We start from the raw sequence: 20,530 nt of genomic DNA, 5'->3' as shown, positions 1-20,530 counted from the left end.
CTGCCGTGCCCGCTACCGGCCAGTTGATCCTGCACCTGCTCAGCAGCGGCGGATTCTACGGCGCCGAGCGCATGCTCCTGGACCACTGCCAGGCAACCCCTGGCAGGCACCGGGTGCTGTTCCTCGACGCGCCGCAGGATCTGGTGATGCGCTTTCGCGAAGCCGGCATCGACTGCCAGAGCTGCCATGGCCTGGGCGCACTGCTCAGGCAAGTGGCGGCCGTGCGTGGCGAGCGGCCGTTGATCAACACCCACAACTTCAAGGGTATGGTCTTCGGCTGGCTGGCCGCGACACTGTGGCGCCTGCCACTGGTGACCACCCAGCACGGCTTCACGCCGCGCAGCACCAAGCAGCGCTTCTACACCTGGCTGAGCCTGCAACTGTGCCGCACACCCACGGTGGCGACCGTGGTGTGCGTGGCCGAGAGCATTGCCCGCATCCACCGCCAGGCGGGTGTTCCAGCCAGCAAGTTGCAGGTAATCCCCAACGGCCTGCCGGAGCCTGTGGCATCTGTGCAATCTGCCCCTGTGGGAGCGGGCTTGTCCCGCGATGGCAACACCGCGGTGCAGGGCACCGGCTACGCCGGTGATCGCGGCACAAGGCCGCTCCCACAGGGTTCGCTGCAGGCCGCAACACCTCCTGTGGGAGCGGGCTCGTCCCACGATGGCAACACCGCAGTGCAGGGCACCGGCTGCGCCGGTGATCGCGGCACAAGGCCGCTCCCACAGGGTTCGCTGGAGGCCGCAACACCTCCTGTGGGAGCGGGCTTGTCCCGCGATGGCAGCATCGCAGTGCAGAGCCAGGGATCGCGCCAAGCCCCTTGGCTGGCAGGCTATGTCGGGCGGCTGTCCAGCGAAAAAGGCCCTGACCTGTTCCTCGACACCCTGATCCCGCTGTGCCAGCGCCACCCGCACCTGCACGCGGTGATGCTCGGCGACGGCCCCGAACGCGCCACGCTGCAGGCGCGCATCGATGCCGCGGGGTTGTCCGAACGCATCACGCTGCCGGGTTTCCAGCGCGATATGCAAGCCTGGATGACCCGACTGGATGCCCTGGTGATCAGCTCGCGCACCGAAGGCACGCCAATGATCCTGCTCGAAGCCATGCAGGACGGCGTACCGGTGGTAGCCTTCGGTGTCGGCGGCATTCCCGATGTGATCGAACACGGCCGCAGCGGATTGCTTGCCGCACCGCTGGCGGTCGATGAACTCGCTGCCCACCTGCAGGCGCTGCTGGACGATCCGCAACAGGCTGAAGAACTGGTGGCCCGCGCCCGCCAGACCCAGCGCGAACGCTACCACCTGCCGACCCTGGCACAACGCTGGGCCCTGGTGTACCAGGGCACGGCCATGGAGGTTATCGCATGATCATCCCCCTGTCGCTGGTGGGCCTGGTGGCCCTGCTGTCGCTGGGGCTGCTGGCCAGCCGCTACCCTTACCTGGCCCCTGGCGCCGTGGTCGGCCTGGCCGGTGCCTTGGTGCTGTACCGCAAGCCAGCCTGGGGCCTGCTGGCGATCGCCGCGCTGGTGCCGCTCGAAGGGCTGCTCAAGGACAGCATGGTCTCCGGCGCCAAGCTGATCGGCCTGGGCCTGGTGCTGATCCTCACGCTGCAACTGGCCGTGCGTCAGTTGCCGGCCGAGCGCCTGCGCAGCAACCAGTGGCGGTTGCTGATCCCGTTCATGGCCCTGTACCTGCTGAGCCTGTGGACCAGCGACAGCGTCGAGCTGTCGGTGCTGCACCTGCGTGAACTGCTGGTGGGGCTGGTGGTGTTCGTCATCACCCTGCTGGTGGGCCGCGACCTCAATCTGCGGATGCTGGCGCGGCTGATCACCGTCAGTGTCTGCGTGACCTGCCTGTTCGCCATCTTCTCCACCAAGTACCAGGAACAGGGCCGCGCCTCGGCCATGCTCGACCCCAACGCTTTCGCCCTGCTGATCACCATCGCCATGCCGCTGGGGTTGTGGCTGGCGATCAAGACCCGGCAGATTCCACTCAAGCTGTTCTGGGCCGGCTGCTGCCTGTTGCTGCTGGTGGGCATGACCAAGACCGAGTCGCGCTCAGGCCTGGTGGTGCTGCTGATCAGCCTGGGCATCGTGCTGTACAACTACCGCGAGCAACTGACACGGATCCGTCCGCGTCACCTGGGCTTCGCCATGCTCGGCCTGGCCATTGTCCTGCCGCTGGGCGCGGCCCTGATGCCGGCCGGCTACGCCGATCGCATCCAGTCGCTGATGCTGCTCAAGTCCGGGGTCAATGCGCACCAGGACGAATCCCTGGGCCGACGCGCCTCGTACCTGGTGGTGGGCAAGGAGATGATCAGCCACAGCCCGATGCTCGGCACCGGCCCCGGCACTTTCCCGCTGCACTATGCCGACACCGGTTTCTCCAAGGCCTTCGCCCCGGTCAACAGCAAGACCACCGACCTCTATCGTCGCGCCCACAACACCTACCTCGAGCTGTTCAGCGAAACCGGCCTGCCGGCGGGGCTGGCCTTCGTCGGCATGATCGCCCTGGCCCTGCGCAACTTCTGGCAGGCCCGTGCGGCGTGGCGTGCCACCGGCGAGCACGATAACGCCGACCTGATGACCCACCTGACCATGAGCATGCTGGCCATCGGGCTGTTCCTGATGTTCCTCAGTGCCCCCAGCCACAAGTACCTGTGGCTGATGCTGGCGCTGTCCAGCGTGCTGCTGCGCCAGGCCACCGCGTCGCGAGACGTGGAGGCGCAGCGATGAATCAGGTAAGCATCGTCATCCCGATGTTCAACGAAGCCCGGCATATCGGCCGCACCCTCGATGCCGCGCGCAAGGCCGCCCACTGCGCGGGGCTCGGCTGTGAGCTGATCGTGGTCGACAACGGCTCCAGCGACAACGGCCCTGCCATTGCCCGCCAGCACGGTGCCCAGGTGCTGAGCCTGCCTGGCGTGGCCATCGGCGCCCTGCGCAACCAGGGCGCGCAGGTCAGCCACGGTGAGTGGCTGGCATTTCTGGATGCCGACATCGAAGTACCGGACAACTGGCTCGACCTGCTGCTGGGCCTGCAGCGCCGCGGTGAAGGCGACGTCTTCGCCCTCGATTGCGATACCCCGCGCCAGGCGCCGTGGTTCGCCCACGCCTGGCAACGCCGCACCCTGCGCGCCGGGCAGACGGTACAGGACTGCACCTGGCTGCCTACGCCCAACCTGCTGATGCGCCGCACCTGGTTCGACCAGGTCGGCGGCTTCGACGAGCGCCTGCGCACCGGCGAAGACAAGGACTTCACCCTGCGCCTGCACGAAGCCGGCGCGCGCCTGCGCGTGCTGCGCCAGCCGGTGGTGCTGCACTGGGGCTTCGAGGGCAGCTGGGGCGAATGGCTGGGCAAGGAGATGTGGCGTCAGGGTAGCCACTTGCAACTGCTGCGCAGCCATGGCGTGAGCCTGCGCCTGCTGCGTTTCCCGCTGCTGTCGGTGGGCGCCTGGGTCCTCGACGCCATGGCGCTGTCGGCCCTGCTCGACGGTTTCCCCCATGTGGCCCTGGTGCTGCTGCTGATCAGCGCCCTGCCTGCCCTGGCGCTGAGTCTGCGCCAGAGCCTCAGGCACCACGACACGTTGCTGACCCTGCAGCTCTGGGGCCTGCACTGGCTGCGCCTGCACCTGGCCGGCGCTGCGTTCATCCTCAGCCTTTTCAACCGCACCGCAAGGAGGCCCGCCCGTGGCTGAGATCATCTTCTGGTTGTGCCTGCTGTTGCCGCTGTACGCCTGGGTCGGCTATCCCGTGCTGCTGACCCTGGCGGCGCCGTTCTTTCCTGTGCGCACACCCGGCCCGCTAGCGCCGCAGCGGGTCAGCGTGGTGATCGCCGCGCACAACGAGGAGCGGCATATCGAAGCCAAGCTCGCCAGCGTGCTCGCCCAGGACTACCAGGCCGCCGAACTGCAGGTGGTGGTGGCCAGCGACGGCTCCAGCGACCGCACCGTGGCGCTGGCCCGCGCCGTGAACGATCCACGGGTACAGGTGCTGGACCTGCCGCGCCTGGGCAAGACCGGCGCGCTGAACACTGCGGTGAGCGTCTGCCGCGGCGATATCCTGGTGTTCACCGACGCTGACAACCAGTGGGCCGGCAACACCCTCGGCCTGCTGCTGGCGCCCTTCGCCGACGCAGATGTCGGCGGGACTGCCGGGCACATGATCATCCCCGACCCAGGCAAGGGCCTGAGCCTGGGCGACAGCCTGTATCGCCATTACGAAGCCTGGGTGCGCAAGGTCGAGAACCGCACCGGCTGCATGGTCTCGGCAGACGGCGCCCTGCTCGCCCTGCGCCGCCCGCTGTACCAGGCGATTCCCAAACAGGTCAACGATGACTTCTATATCAGCACCTGCGCCCCGGCCGCCGGCCAGCGCATCGTCTACGTGCCCGAGGCGATCGTCCTCGACCAGGGCGTGGACGAGGCCGACAAGCAGTTCCGCCGTCGCCAACGCGTCACCGTCGGCGGCCTGCAGAGCCTGGCCGCGCGCAGCGAACTGCTCAACCCGATGCGTCACGGCCTGTACGCCATCGCCCTGATCAGCCACAAGCTGATCCGCCGCCTGGCGCCGGTGCTGTTGCTGCCGCTGCTGTTGGCCAACCTGTGGCTGGTGGGTGAATCGCACTTCTACCACCTGACCCTGGCCGCGCAACTGCTCGGCTATGCCGCTGCGATCGCCGGCCTGCTCGATGCTGGCCACCGCCTGCCCAGGCCATTCCGCCTGGCCGCCTTCGTGCTGGTGACGCTGGCGGGCATGAGTGTCGGCCTGTGGCAATTCCTGCGCGGGCACAGCTACAGCCAATGGAATCCCGACCAGAATCGATGAGCGATGGACATGCCGATCAAGACGACGATCAAACAGGCCAGTGGCTGGCTGTATTTCAAGTCGCCCAAGGGCCGCGCCGAATTGCGCGGCGCCGGGGTGATCCTCATGCTGCATCGGGTACTGGCCGATGATGCCAGCGCCGCCTTGCCGCACCGCAACGAGCTGTGCGTCGGGCCACGCGCCTTCGAAGGGCTGCTGCGCTGGCTGCCTCGGCACTTCGACTGCGTCAGCCTCATGGACCTGCTCAAGGACCATGAGACCCCCCGCAGCAACCAGCGCCCCAAGGTTGCCCTGACCTTCGACGACGGCTGGCGCGACAATGCCAGCAACGCCTTCCCGCTGCTGCGCAAGCACCAGGTGCCGGCGAGCATCTTCCTGTCCACCGACTACATCGGCAGCCGCCAGCGCTTCTGGTGGGAAAGCGTCGGCGAGACCCTGTGGGGCAGCCACGGCGAACCTGCGCGGCACAACCTCATCGAGTACCTGCGCAAGCTCGGCCGACCGCTGCCGGCGGCCTACTTCATGAACGACCGCTCGCAAGCGCGCAGCCAGGTGCTGGCGCACTACCTGCAAAGCCTCAAGAGCCTCAGCCCGCAGGCCCTGCAGCAACTGACCGACGCCTGCCCGGCCGAATCGCTGCCCCAGGCCATGGACTGGCAGCAAGTGCGCGAGCTCGAGGATTCGGGCCTGGTGCGCTTCGGCCCGCACGGCGCCAGCCACGCCTTGTTGCCCTATCTCGACGACCGGCGCCTGGACGAGGAACTGCAACGCAGCCACGCCGCCCTGGAGCACGGTTGCCAACAACCCCTGCCGGTGTACTGCTACCCCAATGGCGATCATGACGATCGCGTGCGCGCCCGCGTGGCGGCGCACCGCTACCCCTTCGCCCTGAGCACGCGCGCCGGCATCTGCCAGGGGCATGACGATCCGCTGGCCCTGCCACGCATCGGCGTCAGCCAGCGCAATGCCAGCCGCCCATCGCTGCTGGCCTGGCGCATCAGCCGCGGGGGCCGCTCATGAGCCGCAACCATTACCTGCGCCATCTGGCGCTGAGCATGGGCACCAAGCTGGCGATGATCGGCCTGCGCCTGCTGCGCAACGTGCTGCTGGCGCGCATCCTCGGCCCCAGCGAGCGGGGCTTGTTCGCCCTGCTCAGCACCCTGCCCGACCTGATCAGCGCCGCCACCAGCGGCGGGCTGAACAGCGCCGTTGGCTACCAGGCGGCCAAGCAGCGCGACATGGGCCTGCTGCTGACCCAGGTGCTGGTCTACGGTTGCCTGTTGGCGGGGCTGTTGACGCTGGTCTGCGTGCTGCTGGTGCGCGAGTTCGGTGCCGACCTGGACATCACCCTGCAGTTGGGCCTGCTGGCCTGGCTGTTGCTGCTGGCGGTGCCGATGACCGTACTCAAGAGCGGCCTGCTGACACTGCACAACGCCAGCGGTGGCGTCGGCGCGTTCAACGTGCTGCGCCTGACCGAATCGGCCGCACCGCTGCTGCTGTTTCTTGCGTTGTTCTGGATGTGGCGTGAAGAGGCGCTGGAGGCGGCGCTGATCAGCTGGCTGGTGGGCATCGCCCTGGTGCTGGTGCTGGGCCTGTGGTGGCTGCGCCGCCAGCATCCGCTGACCCTGCGCTGGGACCGCGGCGGCCAGCGCGAGCTGCTCAGCTACAGCGCCAAGAGCCATCCTGACCTGTTGTTCCAGCAAGTCATCCTGCGCTCGGACTACCTGTTCATCGGCGCCATGCTCGGCAGTACTGCACTGGGCCACTACGCCATGGCCAGTGCCGCCGCCGAACTGCTGCTGATCGTCCCGGAAGCGGTGACCACACCGCTGATGAAGCGCCTGCTGCAGCAGGACGCCGGCATGGAAAAACTCACCCCCCTGGCACTGCGCCTGACCGCCACGGTGATGCTCGGTGCCTGCCTGTGCATGGCGGTGATCGGCGACTGGCTGATCGTCACCCTGTTCGGCATGGCCTACCAACCGGCCTACCCGGCCCTGCTGGCCTTGCTCCCAGGGCTGCTGGGGCTGTGCTACGCCAGCATCCTGCGCCTGGACCTGCTGGGCAAGAACCGCCCCGGCACGGTATCGCTGATGATGGGTGCAGGCGCCGCGCTGAACCTGGTGCTCAATGTGCTGCTGATTCCGACCTGGGGCATCGTCGGCGCCGCCGCGGCGTCATCGATCGCCTACCTGGCGGTGACCGTGGCCATGCTGGTGCTGTACTGCCGCCTGAGTGGCGTGCCGGTACTGCACACCCTGATCATCCTGCCCAGCGACTTCGCGCCGCTGCGCCAGATGTTGCAGCGCAGGCCAGCATGAAACGCTGGCTGCTGCTCTGTGCCCTGTGGGTGCCGCTGGCACCTGCGGCCCCCCTGCAATGGGGCGATATCCGCGATGGCAGCCTGTACCTGCAACCAGCACGCAACGATGAACTGCGCCTGCGCTGGCACCCGGCCTGGCAGGCCGACGCCAATGCCGAGCGCATCTTCCTGCTCGACGGCCGCGGCCAGCTGCGCGGCGAGCGGGCGATCAAGGCCGAGGAACTGCACGGCGAGCAGCGCTGGCCGCTGAGCGCCGACGCCGGCCCCTATCGCCTGGAAGTCCCTGGGTACAGCTTCCGTGGCTACCAGATCGAGCACAGCGACACCACGCGCACCCTGTTCGCCCCCGCCAAGGTGCACTTCAGCGCCGAGGTCGGACCACGGGTCGAGCTGTATTTCCGGGTCAAGGCCGGTGAGCAGGCGACGCTGGCCGGCAAGTTCCACGGCGGCGTGCGCGGGCTTTCGGCACAACGCCTGAGCGACGGCCAGCAGGTCGAGGTGGCGCTCAAGCCCTACCCGGCCTACTGGCGCTTCGACCAGCAGACGCTGCCAGTCAGCCCCCGCGACGAAACCTGGCGGCTACGCTTGCAGGGGCGCGGCAAGGCGGCATTCTGGCTCGACGGCAGCGCCAACCTGTTCGCCCAGCGCGCCGATCATCTGGGCGACGTCGCCAACCTTGCCGGGCAGGTGCGGCTCAAGCTCCAGGCCAAGGTGCTCGGCCCTACGCCGCTGCTGGGGGTCAACCTGCCCTACGTACTGCCGCCACCGTCGAGTTTCGCCGCCCTCGACGCCTTGCGCCCGCAGTCGGCCGGCTACTACAGCTTCATGGACGTGCTCGCCCGCCAACCCGGCTATGAAGACGCCTGGCGACGCCTGTACCAGCAGCGCTTCGGCATCACCCAGGACATCACCCTGCTCGCCGGCACCGGTAGGCGCGCCGACCTCGCCGCCGATCGCACCAGCCACGACGGTCTCGATGCCTGGCTGGCCGGCACCGCGCGCCTGGGCGGCAAGGGCCTGCACTACCTGGCCTTCGCCGACGAGCCGAACCTCAATTACCGCGACTATGAAAGCTACCGCGACTTCTTCACCGGCATGGCCCAGCGCGTAAGCGCCTGGCCGGGCGCTCGGGAGGCAGGCGTGCGGATCGCCATGCCCGCCTCGTCACGCCTGCTCGGCGGCCCCTTCACCCAGGGCAGCAAGGACCTGCGCGGCATCGACTGGGCCCGGCGCCTGCTCCGGGAGCACGGCGCGCAGATCGATGCTCTGGCCTGGCACGAATGGATGGTCCGCGACCTGCTCGCCACTCGCAGCTACCGCGACAGCGTGCGCGAGGCCGCGGCCTTGGTCGGCCTCGACAACCAGGGCCGCCCGCGCAAGGCGCTGCTGCTCGACCAGACCAACCTGTCCAGCGGCTCCAGCCTCAGCCCCTATGACCAGAACACCCACTACGCTGGCCTGTGGTGGGCGTCGGTGGTGATCAACGCCTCCGCCGACGGCCTGTTGGACATGCTCAACTGGTTCCATGTCGCCGACGAGCCCGAATGGCCGAAGGGCATGATCCGCGTGCTGGGCGATGAGCGTTTCGAGCTCAAGCCGGTGGGCCTTGCCCAGCAGTTCATCCAGCGCCACTGGCTGCGCCAGGTGCTGGCCCTGGACAACGACGCCTTCGAGGTCGACGTCCTGGCCATGGCCGACGGCCGTCAGCGCAGCCTGCTGGGGGTCAACAAGGCCGAGCGCGTGCAGCAGGTCGAGCTGGCACTCGGCGACTGCCCGGCCGCCCGGCTCGAGCTGTTCGGCCCCGATAATCACCCGCGCCCTGCCCGCGTCAGCTGCCAGCAGGGACAGATCCGTTTTCAACTGCCAGGGCAGACCTTGTTTGCCCTGACCTGGAGTGCGTCATGAAACGCACCTCGATCTGCCATGAACAGGAGGCACCATGCGTGCATTGAGCAAGATCCAGGATCGCATCAAGCGCAAGGGACTGCGCAACACCTTGAGCAGCGCCTGGCGACACTACGTCTTCTATCATTGGGAGCTGGTGTGGATGGAACGCGACCTGGAAACCCCGGTGCCCCCGCACCGCCTCAAACCCTATGCGCGACTGCGCCTCGAAAACATCACCGTGAACAACGTCAAGGCCTTCACCCGGCATTTCGGCGACCGGGTCGAGACCATGCGCGAGCTGGCCGCCGAGGGCTACACAGGCTTGATGTTCGTAGATGACGAAGGTGACACCGTGGCCTTCATCTGGGGCAGCGCGCGCAACTACCACGACCGCCACTACTACGGGTGCTGGTTCCCGGTAGGCCCGGGCGAGTTCTTCGAATTCGGCGGCGAGTTGATCCGCAAGTACTGGGGCAGCGAGCTGTCGGTGGACTTGCAAGTGGCGTTGTGGAAGGCCATGGCCGCGCAGGGTTGCACCAAGGTGGTGGACGTCTGCGAACAACACAACATCCCGGCGCTCAAGCTGCACCTGCGCATGGGCTACCAGGAGCAAGGGCGCATCATGAATGTCTACTGCCTGTTCGGGCGCTGGAAGTTCTTCCGCGAGAGCCGCTACAGCGAGTCGCGCCTGGAAACCTTGCGTAAACCGGCGTCCGAAAGCGCCACGGCCACGGCGTCCTGACCCCATGGCCCTGCAACTGAGCTGGTGCGCCTCGCTGCGCACCCCCAGCTTCCCCGCCGCCGGCTATGAGGCGCTGCGCCAGCGCGTGGCCGGCAGCACCCCGTTCAATCACCTGGGCTGGCTGCGCGCCGCCGAGGCCGCACTGCTGCCGGGCCAGCAACTGCAGATCCTGCTCGGCCACCTCGATGGCCGCCTGTGCCTGTGCCTGCCGCTGGTGCGCGAGCGCCAGGCGGTCGGCCCACTGAATGTCCCGGTGGTGCGTCACCTGGGCCATCCGCTGAGCGACCGTATCGCGTTGTTGCTCGACCTGCCAGCACACCACGCCACACAAGTGCTCCAAGCCATCCGCAAGCACCTGCCCCATGCGCTGCTGCAATTGAGTGAAGTGGTGCAAGGTGGCGATGAGGACTGGCTGCGCCAATGGGCTGCGGCCTGTTCGACCTTCGAGCGCCGCCTGACCTGCCGTGTACCGGTGCACCGCATCAGTGAAGCCGACCGCCAGGAGGTCAGTGGCGACCCACGCTACAAGCTGCGCCGTGCACGCAAGCGCATTGCAGCCTGCGGCGCGCAGGTGCGCCGGGTGGTCGCCGACCGCCACAACATCACCGCCCTGCTCGATGCGATCAGCGCCGTGGAAGCGGCGAGCTGGAAAGGCGACGACGACGTCGGCATCTTCTCGGGCAGCCAGCGCCGCGAGTGGATGTACCAGGCCTTCACTGAACTGGCTGGCGAAGGGTTGGTGTGCCTGGTGTTGCTGGAGCTGGACGGGCGCTGCATCAGCTACCGCCTGGGCCTGCTCGAACACGGTCGCATCTACGACTACAACCTGGCGTTCGTACCCGAACAGCGCGAGCTGGGCAGTGGCCGGGTGCTGCTCGAAGAGTGGATTCACTGGGGCCTCGACGAGGGCTGGAGCTGGGTCGACGCCTCGCGGGTAAGCCTTGAAAACTCCAGCCACCAGTTGCATGAACGCCAGACCGGCCAGGTCGAACAATGGCGCCTGAGCGGCTACAGCTGGCGCCCGGACGGCATCGCCCTGGGCCTGGCCCTGCGTTGCTGGCGCTGGCTCAAGCCGCGCCTGCGCAAGGCCGACGGCCCAGCCACCGTCACCCCGAACCCCACACAGGAGCGAACGGATGCCATCCCAGGTCATAGTCAACGCTGACGATTTCGGCCTCAGTGCCCCCATCAACGCGGTGATCCTGCACGCGTTCCAGGCCGGGCTGATCAGCTCGGCGACACTGATGGCCAACATGCCGGCGTTCCAGGCCGCGTGCGTACTGGCCCAGCAGCCGGCGCTGAAGGGTCGGATCGGCCTGCACTTCAACCTGACCTACGGCCGCCCGCTGAGCCAGGCAATCCTCGCCGAACCGCGCTTCTGCACCGCCCAGGGCGAGTTCGACCTCGGGCTGCGCCAGCGCACCCTGCGCCTGTCAGGCAGTGAGCGCGAGGCGGTACGCGAGGAGCTCGAGACCCAATGGCAACGTTGTGTGGCCCATGGCGTCATTCCCAGCCACCTGGACTCGCACCAGCACGTGCACAACATCTGGCCGGTCGGTGAGGTGGTCGCACGGTTTGCCCGCGAACACGCCATACCGGTGCGTCTGGCGCGCAATGTCGGGGCCAACATCGGGCCACTGAAGCGGGTCTTCAAGACCCTGCTCAACCGCCGCCTGAAACAGCTCTGCGGCGTGACCGCCGACTATGTCTGCACCCCGCTGGATCTCAAGGCCGGACTGGCGCCGGCGCAGGGCGTACTGGAGGTGGTGGCCCATCCCAGCGCCCTGGGCGGCCACGACTTCGGTGATGCCTACCTGGCAACCGGGGAATCCCTCAAGAGCCTGGTCGACCGCCAGTTGCAGGGGGTTGAGCGGGTGGGTTATACCGAATTGAACATGTCCTGATGCCCGCGCACCGGCATGCCCGGTGCGCGTGTGCGTGGTGTGCTTTCGCGGGCAGTCCAAAGAAAAGAGCACCACAGTCTGCATCTATCTACCACCCGAATCAGCCATCGATGGCGCCTGCTGTTGCGTTCCACAACAGGAGCGACAGCCATGCCTTCAACTCTCCCCTCCACCCACCAGCACCTCATCGCCCAGCGCTTGCCTTCATGGGCGTCAAGACTCAGTGAAGAACAATGGCAAACCTTGCGCGCCAGCGCGCTGCCTTTGCAGGGCCTGCCAGGGCAGCACGCCGACGGCTTCGAAAACGCCTTGCCCGAACTGCGCGAGGCCGTGCTGGCCAGCCAGGCGCAGTTGGCCACGGCGCAGCAGCGCCTGGCCCGGACGCTCAAGGGCCTCCAGCAGATCGACGAATTCGCCGAGCCACTGCTCGCCGCGCAATTGAAAGCCGAGCACGGGTTCCAGGCCCCGCTGCGCACAGCGGAGCTGATCCATGTGCATGACCGTTACACCCATGAGGTCTACGTGAGCACCTACGAGCGTCGCACGTTGCTCGAAGCTGCCCTGCACAACTTTGCCGATGACATCAGTTTCAACATCAAGAGCGCACTGGCCCTGAAGGGTGATACCGAGATCACCGACATCACGGTGACCGGCACCACCACCCTCGGTGACAGCGAAACCCGAGTGCCCTACCCCCTGGCCTCCAAAGCCTTCAGCATCAAAGCATTGCCGCTTTCACCCGAAGCTTTCGCCAGCACCTGCCGCAATCTCGACCTGGGCCAGCGCTACCAGGAACACCTGCAAGCCAGGTTCAGCACGCCCAATGTCCGCCCTGCCGCGATCAGGCTCTACCAGAGCAACCTGCAACTGGCGGCAGACCTGGCGCGACTACAGCATCGGATCGGCGGCAACGCACGAGATTGCATCCAGCAGTTGCTCGATGACGGATCGGCCTTGCCTTGCCAACAGTTGCAACTGTTCGGCGTGACGTTGCACGAGGCCCTGCTGATCGACGCCGGTGAGGTCGGTCGACTGCTGTATCTCCCAGGTCAGGAAGCCGCCGTCCGTGTCTTCAGCAGTGACCTGGCGCTGGCCGCGCAATTGCAGACCGACCTTTGCGACCCCGCCTTTCGCAAACGCTGCCTGGCGCTGATCGCCAGCGAAGAACGCCTGCAGTTCCTCGATCGTGCCCGGCAGAACCTCAGCAGCGATGCGCACGCGGGCTATGATCAGGCCTGGGCACTGCCTGATGGCGCCGATCTGCACCTGGAGCGGCACGATATCGAAGGGCCGCTGTTCGACTTCCTGTACACCGACCATCTCGCCTGGCTCAAGGCCGAGGCAATGCTGTTCGCGGTGCCCACGGCCCAAGCCGACGAAAAGGCGCGCAAGAAGCGCCTGCAGATGTGGGAGAGCCTGGGCCTGAATGCCCTGATGACCATCGGCATGTTCATCCCCGCAGTGGGCGTACTGATGGTCGCGGTAACGGCCTGCCAACTGCTGCATGAAGTCTACGAGGGCTACGAGGCCTGGGAGGTTGGTGATCGCGACGAGGCGTTCCAGCACCTGAAAGTGGTAGGCCTCAACCTGGCAGTGATCGCCGGGCTGTATGTCGGCGGACAGGTAGTACGCACGCTTACCCGCACACCGTTGCTCGAGAGCCTCGATCCGATCACCCGCGCCGATGGCAGCCAACGCCTCTGGCGCGGCGACTTGACGCCCTACCGTATCCAGGCCTCCGAGACCACGCCGGAGTCCTTGCACATGGACGGCCACCGATATCTGCGGCGCTTCGACGCACAGCTGCAGCGCTGGCGGCTCGTTCATCCTGATGATCCTGACGCCTACCAGCCGCTGCTGGAGCACAATGACGAAGGCGCCTGGCGCGCCGAGCACGAACAACCACGCGACTGGTCACTGGCGACACTGGTGAGGCGCCTGGACAACCGTCTCGAAGCCTTCACCCCGGCGCAACTGGAGCAGGCAGCACGCATCAGCGGCATGGACGAAGCACAACTGCGCCAGGTACACCTGACCCACGCCAAGACCCCACCGCTGCTGGCCGACACCTTGGCACGCCTGCGCGTGCAACGTCAGGTCGCGCAAAACTATCCGACAGCGAGCGCCGCCGAGCGTGACAGGCTGTTCGCCGAAGGCTACGAGGCCAGTGTGCCGGCCCATGTCGACGAAGCGCGGATGCTGCACGACTACCCCAGACTCGGTGCGCCATTGTGCAGGCGCCTGCTCGGCTCGATGACCACGACCGAACAAGCGGCCTGGAGCACAGGGCAAGCCCTCCCCGCACGCCTGGCCAGACTTGCGCAGGGCCTTGAGGCGCAGCTGCCGGTTGTCCGCGGCCTCGAAGGCCTGTACCTGCCCGAGCTGGCCAGCGCGCACAGCGAACGCCTTGCGCTCAAAGCCATGACCGCGCTGAAAGGCTGGCCACAGGATGTGCGCATCGAGCTGCGCGCAGACAGCCCCCATGGGCCTACCCTTGCCGTAGCTGGCAGCCGCTACGCTACGCGCTTGCGGGTCATCATCAAGTCTGCTCAGGGGTACGAGCCCTATCTGGGCGAGCGGCCCGCCCCCACACCCGCCACTGCCGATCTGTGCCAGGCTGCGGTGAAAATACTGTCAGCCACTGAGCGTGCGGCGATGGCGCTTGAGGCCAGCACCGGTGACAGCCTGCGAGCGCGCCTGACAGCCCTGATCGACGCCGACCGCCAGGCCTGGGCCCGGCAACTGCGCCCATTCGGCGACTTCGCCTGGTTACCGCAACAGGGGCTTCGTGGAGGAACGCCGATGGATCCGAACCCTGCACCCGGGATCGAGCCTGAGCCGGCAGTCGTCCCTGCGCCACCTCCCGAACCGATCGACCGGGCGCTTTACCACCAGGTGCAGCAGATCTACCCCGCCATGAACGACGAAGGCGTCGAAGCCTTCTTTGCCGCGAGTCGCGAGCAAGGAGTGAGCCCGGATCAGGCCGTGGCGTCCCTGAACGCGCGGTATCAAGTAGTGACGGCCAACTTCGCTGCCTGGGCCGAGGGCTCACCTGCCCGAACCCAGGCCATGACGCGACTGCTGAACAGCTGGCGCGGCATGAGTCGACAAGCGCTGGGCGAACAGTGGCTGTTTTCGCTGGAGCTGGCCGACCTCGATCTCACCGACGCCGACCTCGCCAGCCTGGAACTACCCCACCACTTCCCGCATGTCCAGCTTCTTGACCTGGCCCGCAATCCGCAAATCAGCACCCTTCCCGCTTCGTTGCTCGAACGCCTGCCCAATCTGCATGCGCTGAGCCTGGAAGCGTGCTCGCTGCAACACTTTCCGCAACTGCGCAACCCGCAAACGCTACGCCTGCTCGACCTGGAGGGAAACAACCTGATCTGGAACGAACAGGCACAGCAAAGGTTGAACGGGATGGTCAACCTCTTGACCCTCGACCTCACCAACAATCCGCTGCAGGCAAGCCCCAACCTGCAGGCTCTGCCCAACCTGGAATCGCTGCTGCTCGGCAATTGCGAACTGACCGAAATGCCCGCTGGCCTGGCGAACATGCGCAACCCGTACATCGTCAATCTGGGCGAAAACCGCTTCACCGAACTGCCGCAGCCACAACCTCTGCCGCGTCCGCTCGCGCAAGTGATGCGGCTGGAAAGCCAATACATGGACGACGGCATGATTGCGCAGCTCAATGCCTACTACGTGCGTTTCGGCGTAGACCTGATGGTCGCCGAGCATGAATACGAAGCCTTGCTGTCCACGGCCAGCGACGAAGACTTCAGCGTCTGGAATCGCCTGCCCCTCCAGTACCGCAGGGACCTGCGGACGCTGATCGAGGATGATCAGTTCAATGCGGCCCCCGAGGCAAACCTCACGGAAATCTGGCGACGCCTTCACCTGATGGATCAGGACGCGATATTGGGCGAGCAAGCGATTGCCGCAGGGGCCGAGCATTTGCTGGAACTGCCTTTCCCACCGGCGCCCGAAGCCGAGCTCGCCGAGTCGCCTGAGCCGCCGTCACCGGAAGAGTAAACACCGTGGCCACCCGTCGGCGCCTGTCGGGCGCCAACGGCTTGGCGATGGCGAATCGTCGCACTTCAACCAGACTGGAATATTTCCGACAGCAGGTGCATGCTCGGCTGAAGCGTTTCACCTGATCAGCTAAAAGTGAGGTGCAGTACCCATGGACCGTCTGCTCGATTCGCTGTTTCCCACCCCAGAAGACATCCCCGAGGCCTGGCGCCTGGGCGAGCCACTGGAGCAACGCGACTATCTGGTGGCAGGGCAGCTCAGGCGCTGGGACGGGCCGCTGGCCACGGTGCGCAGCCCGGTGTGGCTCAAGGAGGGCGATCAGGAACGCCAAGTCGTCCTCGGCAGCGCGCCGCTGCTCGACGCCGACACCGCCCTCACCGCCCTCGATGCCGCGGTGCAAGCCTACGACAAGGGCCGCGGCGTGTGGCCGAACATGCGTGTGGCCGAACGTATCCAGCATGTCGAAGCCTTCCTGGCGCGCATGCGCGAACAACGCAGCGCCGTGGTCAAGCTGCTGATGTGGGAGATCGGCAAGAACCTCAAAGACTCGGAAAAGGAGTTCGACCGCACCTGCGACTACATCGTCGATACCATCAACGCCCTCAAGGACCTGGATCGACGTTCCAGCCGCTTCGAGCTGGAACAGGGCACACTCGGCCAGATCCGCCGCGCACCACTGGGCGTGGCGCTGTGCATGGGGCCGTACAACTATCCGCTCAACGAGACCTTCACCACGCTGATCCCGGCGCTGATCATGGGCAACACCGTGGTATTCAAGCCGGCCAAGTTCGGTGTGCTGCTGATCCGCCCCCTGCTCGAAGCCTTCCGCGACAGCTTCCCGCCAGGAGTGATCAACGTCATCTATGGTCGCGGCCGCGAGACGGTCAGCGCTCTGATGGCCAGCGGCAAGGTCGATGTGTTCGCCTTCATCGGCACGCACAAGGCCGCCAGCGACCTGAAAAAGCTCCATCCGCGCCCACACCGCCTGCGTGCGGCGCTGGGCCTGGATGCCAAGAATCCGGGGATCGTGCTGCCCGAGGTGGACCTGGACAACGCAGTCGATGAAGCCTTGACCGGCGCCCTGTCGTTCAACGGCCAGCGCTGCACGGCACTGAAGATCCTGTTCGTGCACGAGGATGTGGTCGAGCCGTTCCTCGAGAAATTCCAGCGCAAGCTGGCGGCACTCAAGCCAGGCATGCCCTGGGAACCCGGCGTTGCACTGACGCCGCTGCCGGAGCCGGGCAAGGTCGACTACCTCGACGGCCTGGTCGCCGACGCGCAGGCGCACGGCGCGAAAATCCTCAACCCGGGCGGCGGCCAGAGCCGGGGGTCGTTCTTCTACCCCGCCCTGCTGTACCCGGTAGCGCCGTCGATGCGCGTCTATCACGAAGAGCAGTTCGGCCCGCTGGTGCCGGTGGTGCCCTACCGCGACCTGCAGACGGTGATCGACTATGTGCTCGACTCCGACTACGGCCAGCAACTGAGCCTGTTCGGCAACGACCCGCAGACCGTCGGTGCGTTGGTCGACACCTTCGCCAACCAGGTCGGGCGCATCAACCTCAACGCCCAGTGCCAGCGCGGCCCGGACACCTATCCGTTCAACGGCCGCAAGAACAGCGCCGAAGGGACCTTGTCGGTGCATGACGCGCTGCGGGTATTCTCGATCCGTACCCTGGTGGCCACCAAGTTCCAGGAATCCAACAAGACGCTGATCAGCGAGATCATCCGCAATCGCCAGTCCAGCTTCCTGACCACCGACTACATCTTCTAGCCAGCGGCCGCTTAATCGGAAAACGGCATTTGCGCATTCGTCGAAACTGTACAAATATACAGTTTCGACGAATGACCACCTTCCACAGGAGGTATGCGCAATGCCAGCCAAACCCATCCCCGAAGGCCAGCACAGCATCACGCCCTATCTGGGTATCAAGGATGCCGCCAAGGCCATCGCCTTCTACAAGCAAGCCTTTGGCGCCGTCGAGATGTTTCGCCTCGACGGCGCCGACGGTCGCGTCGGTCATGCCGAGCTGAAAATCGGTGACTCCTCGCTGATGCTCGCCGACCCCTGCGACATGGACGGTGGCCTCACCGCCAGCCAGTCGCTGCCAGGGGCTGCCATCGGCTTGCACCTGTATGTCGAGGACTGCGACAAGGTCTATGCACAGGCCGTCGCTGCCGGCGCCACGCCACTGCGAGAGGTGCAGGACCAGTTCTATGGTGATCGCAGCGGCACCTTGAAAGACCCCTTCGGCAACCTCTGGTTCGTGTCCACCCACAAGGAAGACCTGAGCCCCGAAGAGATCCACGCCCGCGCAGCCAAGCTGTTCGGCGGCAACTGAGCGGGCGACGAGTCGCAAGCCGCACGCTTGAAGTTGAAAGCGCCGCGGCTTTGCTTGAAGCTTGAGGCTTGTAGCTCGGAGCTGCTATTGAATGCGAATCATCGAAAAGAACGGCGCGCAGGTGCGCACCCTCACCCCGGCCGAAGAAGAACTGCTGGCCGGGTTTGCCAGTGCCACGCTGGTTGGCCCGCGCCTGCTGCAAGCCAACCAGTGGCTGATGAAGGTGCGCAGTGCCAACCAATGGCTGGCCTGCGATTGCCGCAAGGATGCCCTGCCGGTGCTCAATGTCAGCCTCAACGGCAACACTGGCACCTTGTTCCTGCGCAATAACCCCGACACCCCGGAGCATGCTCCCGGCTGCCCTTTCACCAAGGACGAGCGCGAAGCCATGGAGCGCAGCGAGGACGTACCGCCGCCCGCCGCCTGGCTGCCACCAGACACGCCGCTGCGTCTGCTCGGCGACTTCCACCGCGCCACCACGGGTAACGGAATCGGCGGTGAGGCCGGGGAGCGCCGCGAGCAACAGCGGCTACTGTCGCTGCTGCTGACCTGGATCGAGGCCAGCGGCCTGAACGTCTACGCCACGCACCTGAAAAAGGACCTGACCGCGCAGTTCGCCGAACTGCGCGGCGTCGCTGGCCGCTATCCGCTGCTCGAGCGGGTCCCGGCGAGCAACTACCTGGAAACACGCCTGGACATGAAGCACATGATGATGCTCAAGGCGCGCCTGCGTGAATCCACCGTATTCGGCAACCACCGCCGCCACGGTCTGTTGCTGGACTGCGTCGAGCAGATCAAGGGGCGCAAGCTGCTCAATGCCCGCAGCGAGGACGGTTTCGACTTCCAGGGCCATCACTTGCTCTGGGGCGGCAGCAAGACCGGCGGCCCGCTGCTGGCCCTGGCGCTGTACTCGCCCGCCACTGCCGGCAGCCACTACTACGAACTGATCCATGTCGCCAGCGTACCGGTGCTGTCACGCGTGCACTTGTTCCCGGTATACCGTGACGAGGAGCGCGAACCGCTGAAAGCCCTGGTCTCGCTGATCGACTGGATGGCGGGCAAGGGGGTCAAAGTGCTGATGCGCCGCCCGGTGATCGGCGGCGAGGTGATGGACGAGCTGGTACTGACTTCCGACCAGGACCGCGTGCTGTCGGTGTCGCTGCTGGAAAAGCCGCTCGGCCCGGAGCCCGACACGGAAAACTTCAAGCGCTACGCAGACTTCAAGAGCCCGGAAACCTTCCGCAAGTACGTGGCGGGGTTCTTCATGCGTGAGCGCTGAAGCGCGGCCTTGTGCTGCTTGCCAAGGCCGTCTATTCCTTGAGTCAACTAGAACGCCGCCTCGAAAATCGCTTCGATCTCCCCCTGGCTGGCAGTGCGCGGATTGGTCAGCCCACAGGCATCCTTCAACGCATTGGCCGCCAACACCGGCACATCTTCGCGCTTGGCCCCCAGCTCTGCCAGGCCGGAAGGGATCCCTACCGCCACGGCCAGATGCTCGATCGCCGAAATCGCCGCCCCCGCGCCCTGCTCTGCCGTCAGCCCACACACCTTCACCCCCATGGCCTTGGCCACATCGCGCAGACGCGCGGCGCTGACCTGGGCATTGAAGCGTTGCACATGCGGCAGCAACACCGCGTTGCAGACCCCATGCGGCAGGTCGTAGTAGCCACCGAGCTGATGCGCCATGGCATGTACATAACCCAGCGAAGCATTGTTGAAGGCCATGCCGGCGAGGAACTGGGCGTACGCCATGTTCTCCCGGGCTTGCAAGTCCTGGCCGTCGGCAACCGCCTGGCGCAGGTTGTCGTTGATCAACGTGATGGCCTTGAGTGCACAGGCATCGGTGATCGGGTTGGCGGCCGTGGAGACATACGCCTCGATGGCGTGGGTCAGCGCATCCATGCCGGTGGCGGCGGTCAGGCCCTTGGGCATGCCGACCATCAATGCCGGGTCGTTGACCGACAGGATAGGCGTGACATTGCGGTCGACGATGGCCATTTTCACATGGCGCGATTCGTCGGTGATGATGCAGAAACGGGTCATCTCGCTGGCCGTACCGGCCGTGGTGTTGATGGCGATCAGTGGCAATTGCGGCTTGGCCGAACGGTCCACGCCTTCGTAGTCGCGAATATGCCCGCCGTTGGTTGCGCACAGGGCGATGCCCTTGGCGCAGTCATGGGGCGAGCCGCCACCGAGCGAGATCACACAGTCGCAGCGTTCGCGCTGCAACAGTGCCAGGCCCGCCTCGACGTTGGCGATGCTCGGGTTGGGCTTGGCGCCGTCGAAGATCGCCGAGTCGATGTCGCGCTCGGCCAGTAGCCCGGCGATGCGCTTGGCGACCCCGGCCCTGGACAGGCCTTCGTCAGTCACGATCAACGCCTTGCGCAAGCCGTAGCCGGCAATCGCCGCCATGGCTTCGTCCAGGCAATCGAGGCCCATGATGTTGACGGGTGGAATGAAGAAGGTGCTGCTCAT

Annotated in this window: 15 protein-coding genes; 14 read left to right on the top strand and 1 reads right to left on the bottom strand. The window is 66.2% G+C overall.

Annotated elements, in window-relative coordinates; translation table 11 throughout:
* Positions 1-5: 5 nt before the first annotated feature.
* The 14 genes from F6X62_RS25485 to F6X62_RS23965 all read left to right on the top strand — a co-directional run bounded on the left by F6X62_RS25485 (position 6) and on the right by F6X62_RS23965 (position 19,334).
* Entirely contained in the window at positions 6-1,367 is a 1,362-nt protein-coding gene (locus F6X62_RS25485; protein ID WP_256674063.1) for a glycosyltransferase family 4 protein, read from the top strand.
* A complete protein-coding gene (locus F6X62_RS24025; RefSeq protein ID WP_153774918.1) occupies positions 1,364-2,734 on the top strand; it encodes an O-antigen ligase in 1,371 nt (456 codons plus the stop codon). Before F6X62_RS25485 ends, F6X62_RS24025 begins: the two co-directional genes overlap by 4 nt.
* Positions 2,731-3,696, top strand: coding sequence for a glycosyltransferase family 2 protein (locus tag F6X62_RS24020; protein ID WP_153774917.1), 966 nt, complete (start codon positions 2,731-2,733; stop codon positions 3,694-3,696). Before F6X62_RS24025 ends, F6X62_RS24020 begins: the two co-directional genes overlap by 4 nt.
* On the top strand, positions 3,689-4,825 hold the full coding sequence (locus F6X62_RS24015) for a glycosyltransferase (RefSeq protein ID WP_153774916.1): 1,137 nt from the start codon (positions 3,689-3,691) through the stop codon (positions 4,823-4,825). The genes F6X62_RS24020 and F6X62_RS24015 overlap by 8 nt, the downstream gene beginning before the upstream one ends.
* A gap of 9 nt (positions 4,826-4,834) precedes the next feature.
* Positions 4,835-5,845, top strand: a complete 1,011-nt coding sequence (locus F6X62_RS24010) for a polysaccharide deacetylase family protein (protein WP_112899558.1) — start codon at positions 4,835-4,837, stop codon at positions 5,843-5,845.
* Positions 5,842-7,146 carry a lipopolysaccharide biosynthesis protein gene (locus tag F6X62_RS24005; protein WP_153774915.1) on the top strand — a complete coding sequence of 435 codons (1,305 nt, stop codon included), beginning with the start codon at positions 5,842-5,844 and terminating at the stop codon, positions 7,144-7,146. The genes F6X62_RS24010 and F6X62_RS24005 overlap by 4 nt, the downstream gene beginning before the upstream one ends.
* The gene (locus F6X62_RS24000) at positions 7,143-9,053 is read left to right on the top strand and encodes a hypothetical protein (RefSeq protein ID WP_153774914.1); all 1,911 of its coding nucleotides are present in this window, start codon (positions 7,143-7,145) and stop codon (positions 9,051-9,053) included. Before F6X62_RS24005 ends, F6X62_RS24000 begins: the two co-directional genes overlap by 4 nt.
* Before the next feature lie 34 nt (positions 9,054-9,087).
* The gene (locus tag F6X62_RS23995; RefSeq protein ID WP_054893951.1) at positions 9,088-9,777 is read left to right on the top strand and encodes a GNAT family N-acetyltransferase; all 690 of its coding nucleotides are present in this window, start codon (positions 9,088-9,090) and stop codon (positions 9,775-9,777) included.
* Between the two features lie 4 nt (positions 9,778-9,781).
* Positions 9,782-10,942 (top strand): GNAT family N-acetyltransferase, encoded by a 1,161-nt coding sequence (locus F6X62_RS23990; protein WP_153774913.1) that lies wholly within the window; start codon positions 9,782-9,784, stop codon positions 10,940-10,942.
* The gene (locus F6X62_RS23985) at positions 10,914-11,681 is read left to right on the top strand and encodes a ChbG/HpnK family deacetylase (protein ID WP_153774912.1); all 768 of its coding nucleotides are present in this window, start codon (positions 10,914-10,916) and stop codon (positions 11,679-11,681) included. The genes F6X62_RS23990 and F6X62_RS23985 overlap by 29 nt, the downstream gene beginning before the upstream one ends.
* Positions 11,682-11,831: 150 nt before the next feature.
* Positions 11,832-15,716 (top strand): leucine-rich repeat domain-containing protein, encoded by a 3,885-nt coding sequence (locus tag F6X62_RS23980; protein ID WP_153774911.1) that lies wholly within the window; start codon positions 11,832-11,834, stop codon positions 15,714-15,716.
* 151 nt (positions 15,717-15,867) lie between these two features.
* Entirely contained in the window at positions 15,868-17,487 is a 1,620-nt protein-coding gene (locus F6X62_RS23975; RefSeq protein ID WP_153774910.1) for an NADP-dependent glyceraldehyde-3-phosphate dehydrogenase, read from the top strand.
* Positions 17,488-17,587: 100 nt separating this feature from the next.
* The gene (locus F6X62_RS23970; RefSeq protein ID WP_153774909.1) at positions 17,588-18,055 is read left to right on the top strand and encodes a VOC family protein; all 468 of its coding nucleotides are present in this window, start codon (positions 17,588-17,590) and stop codon (positions 18,053-18,055) included.
* 91 nt (positions 18,056-18,146) lie between these two features.
* On the top strand, positions 18,147-19,334 hold the full coding sequence (locus F6X62_RS23965) for a hypothetical protein (RefSeq protein ID WP_054893945.1): 1,188 nt from the start codon (positions 18,147-18,149) through the stop codon (positions 19,332-19,334).
* A gap of 47 nt (positions 19,335-19,381) precedes the next feature.
* Here the strand turns inward: F6X62_RS23965 and yiaY are convergent, their stop codons facing one another.
* On the bottom strand, positions 19,382-20,530 hold the full coding sequence (gene yiaY / locus F6X62_RS23960) for an L-threonine dehydrogenase (protein ID WP_063544488.1): 1,149 nt from the start codon (positions 20,528-20,530) through the stop codon (positions 19,382-19,384).

This window comes from Pseudomonas sp. MNR3A, from assembly GCF_009650575.1.
GTDB lineage: Bacteria > Pseudomonadota > Gammaproteobacteria > Pseudomonadales > Pseudomonadaceae > Aquipseudomonas > Aquipseudomonas machongensis.
The sequence above is the reverse complement of the archived record's forward strand: the minus strand, read 5'-3'. Positions and strand labels throughout refer to the sequence as shown.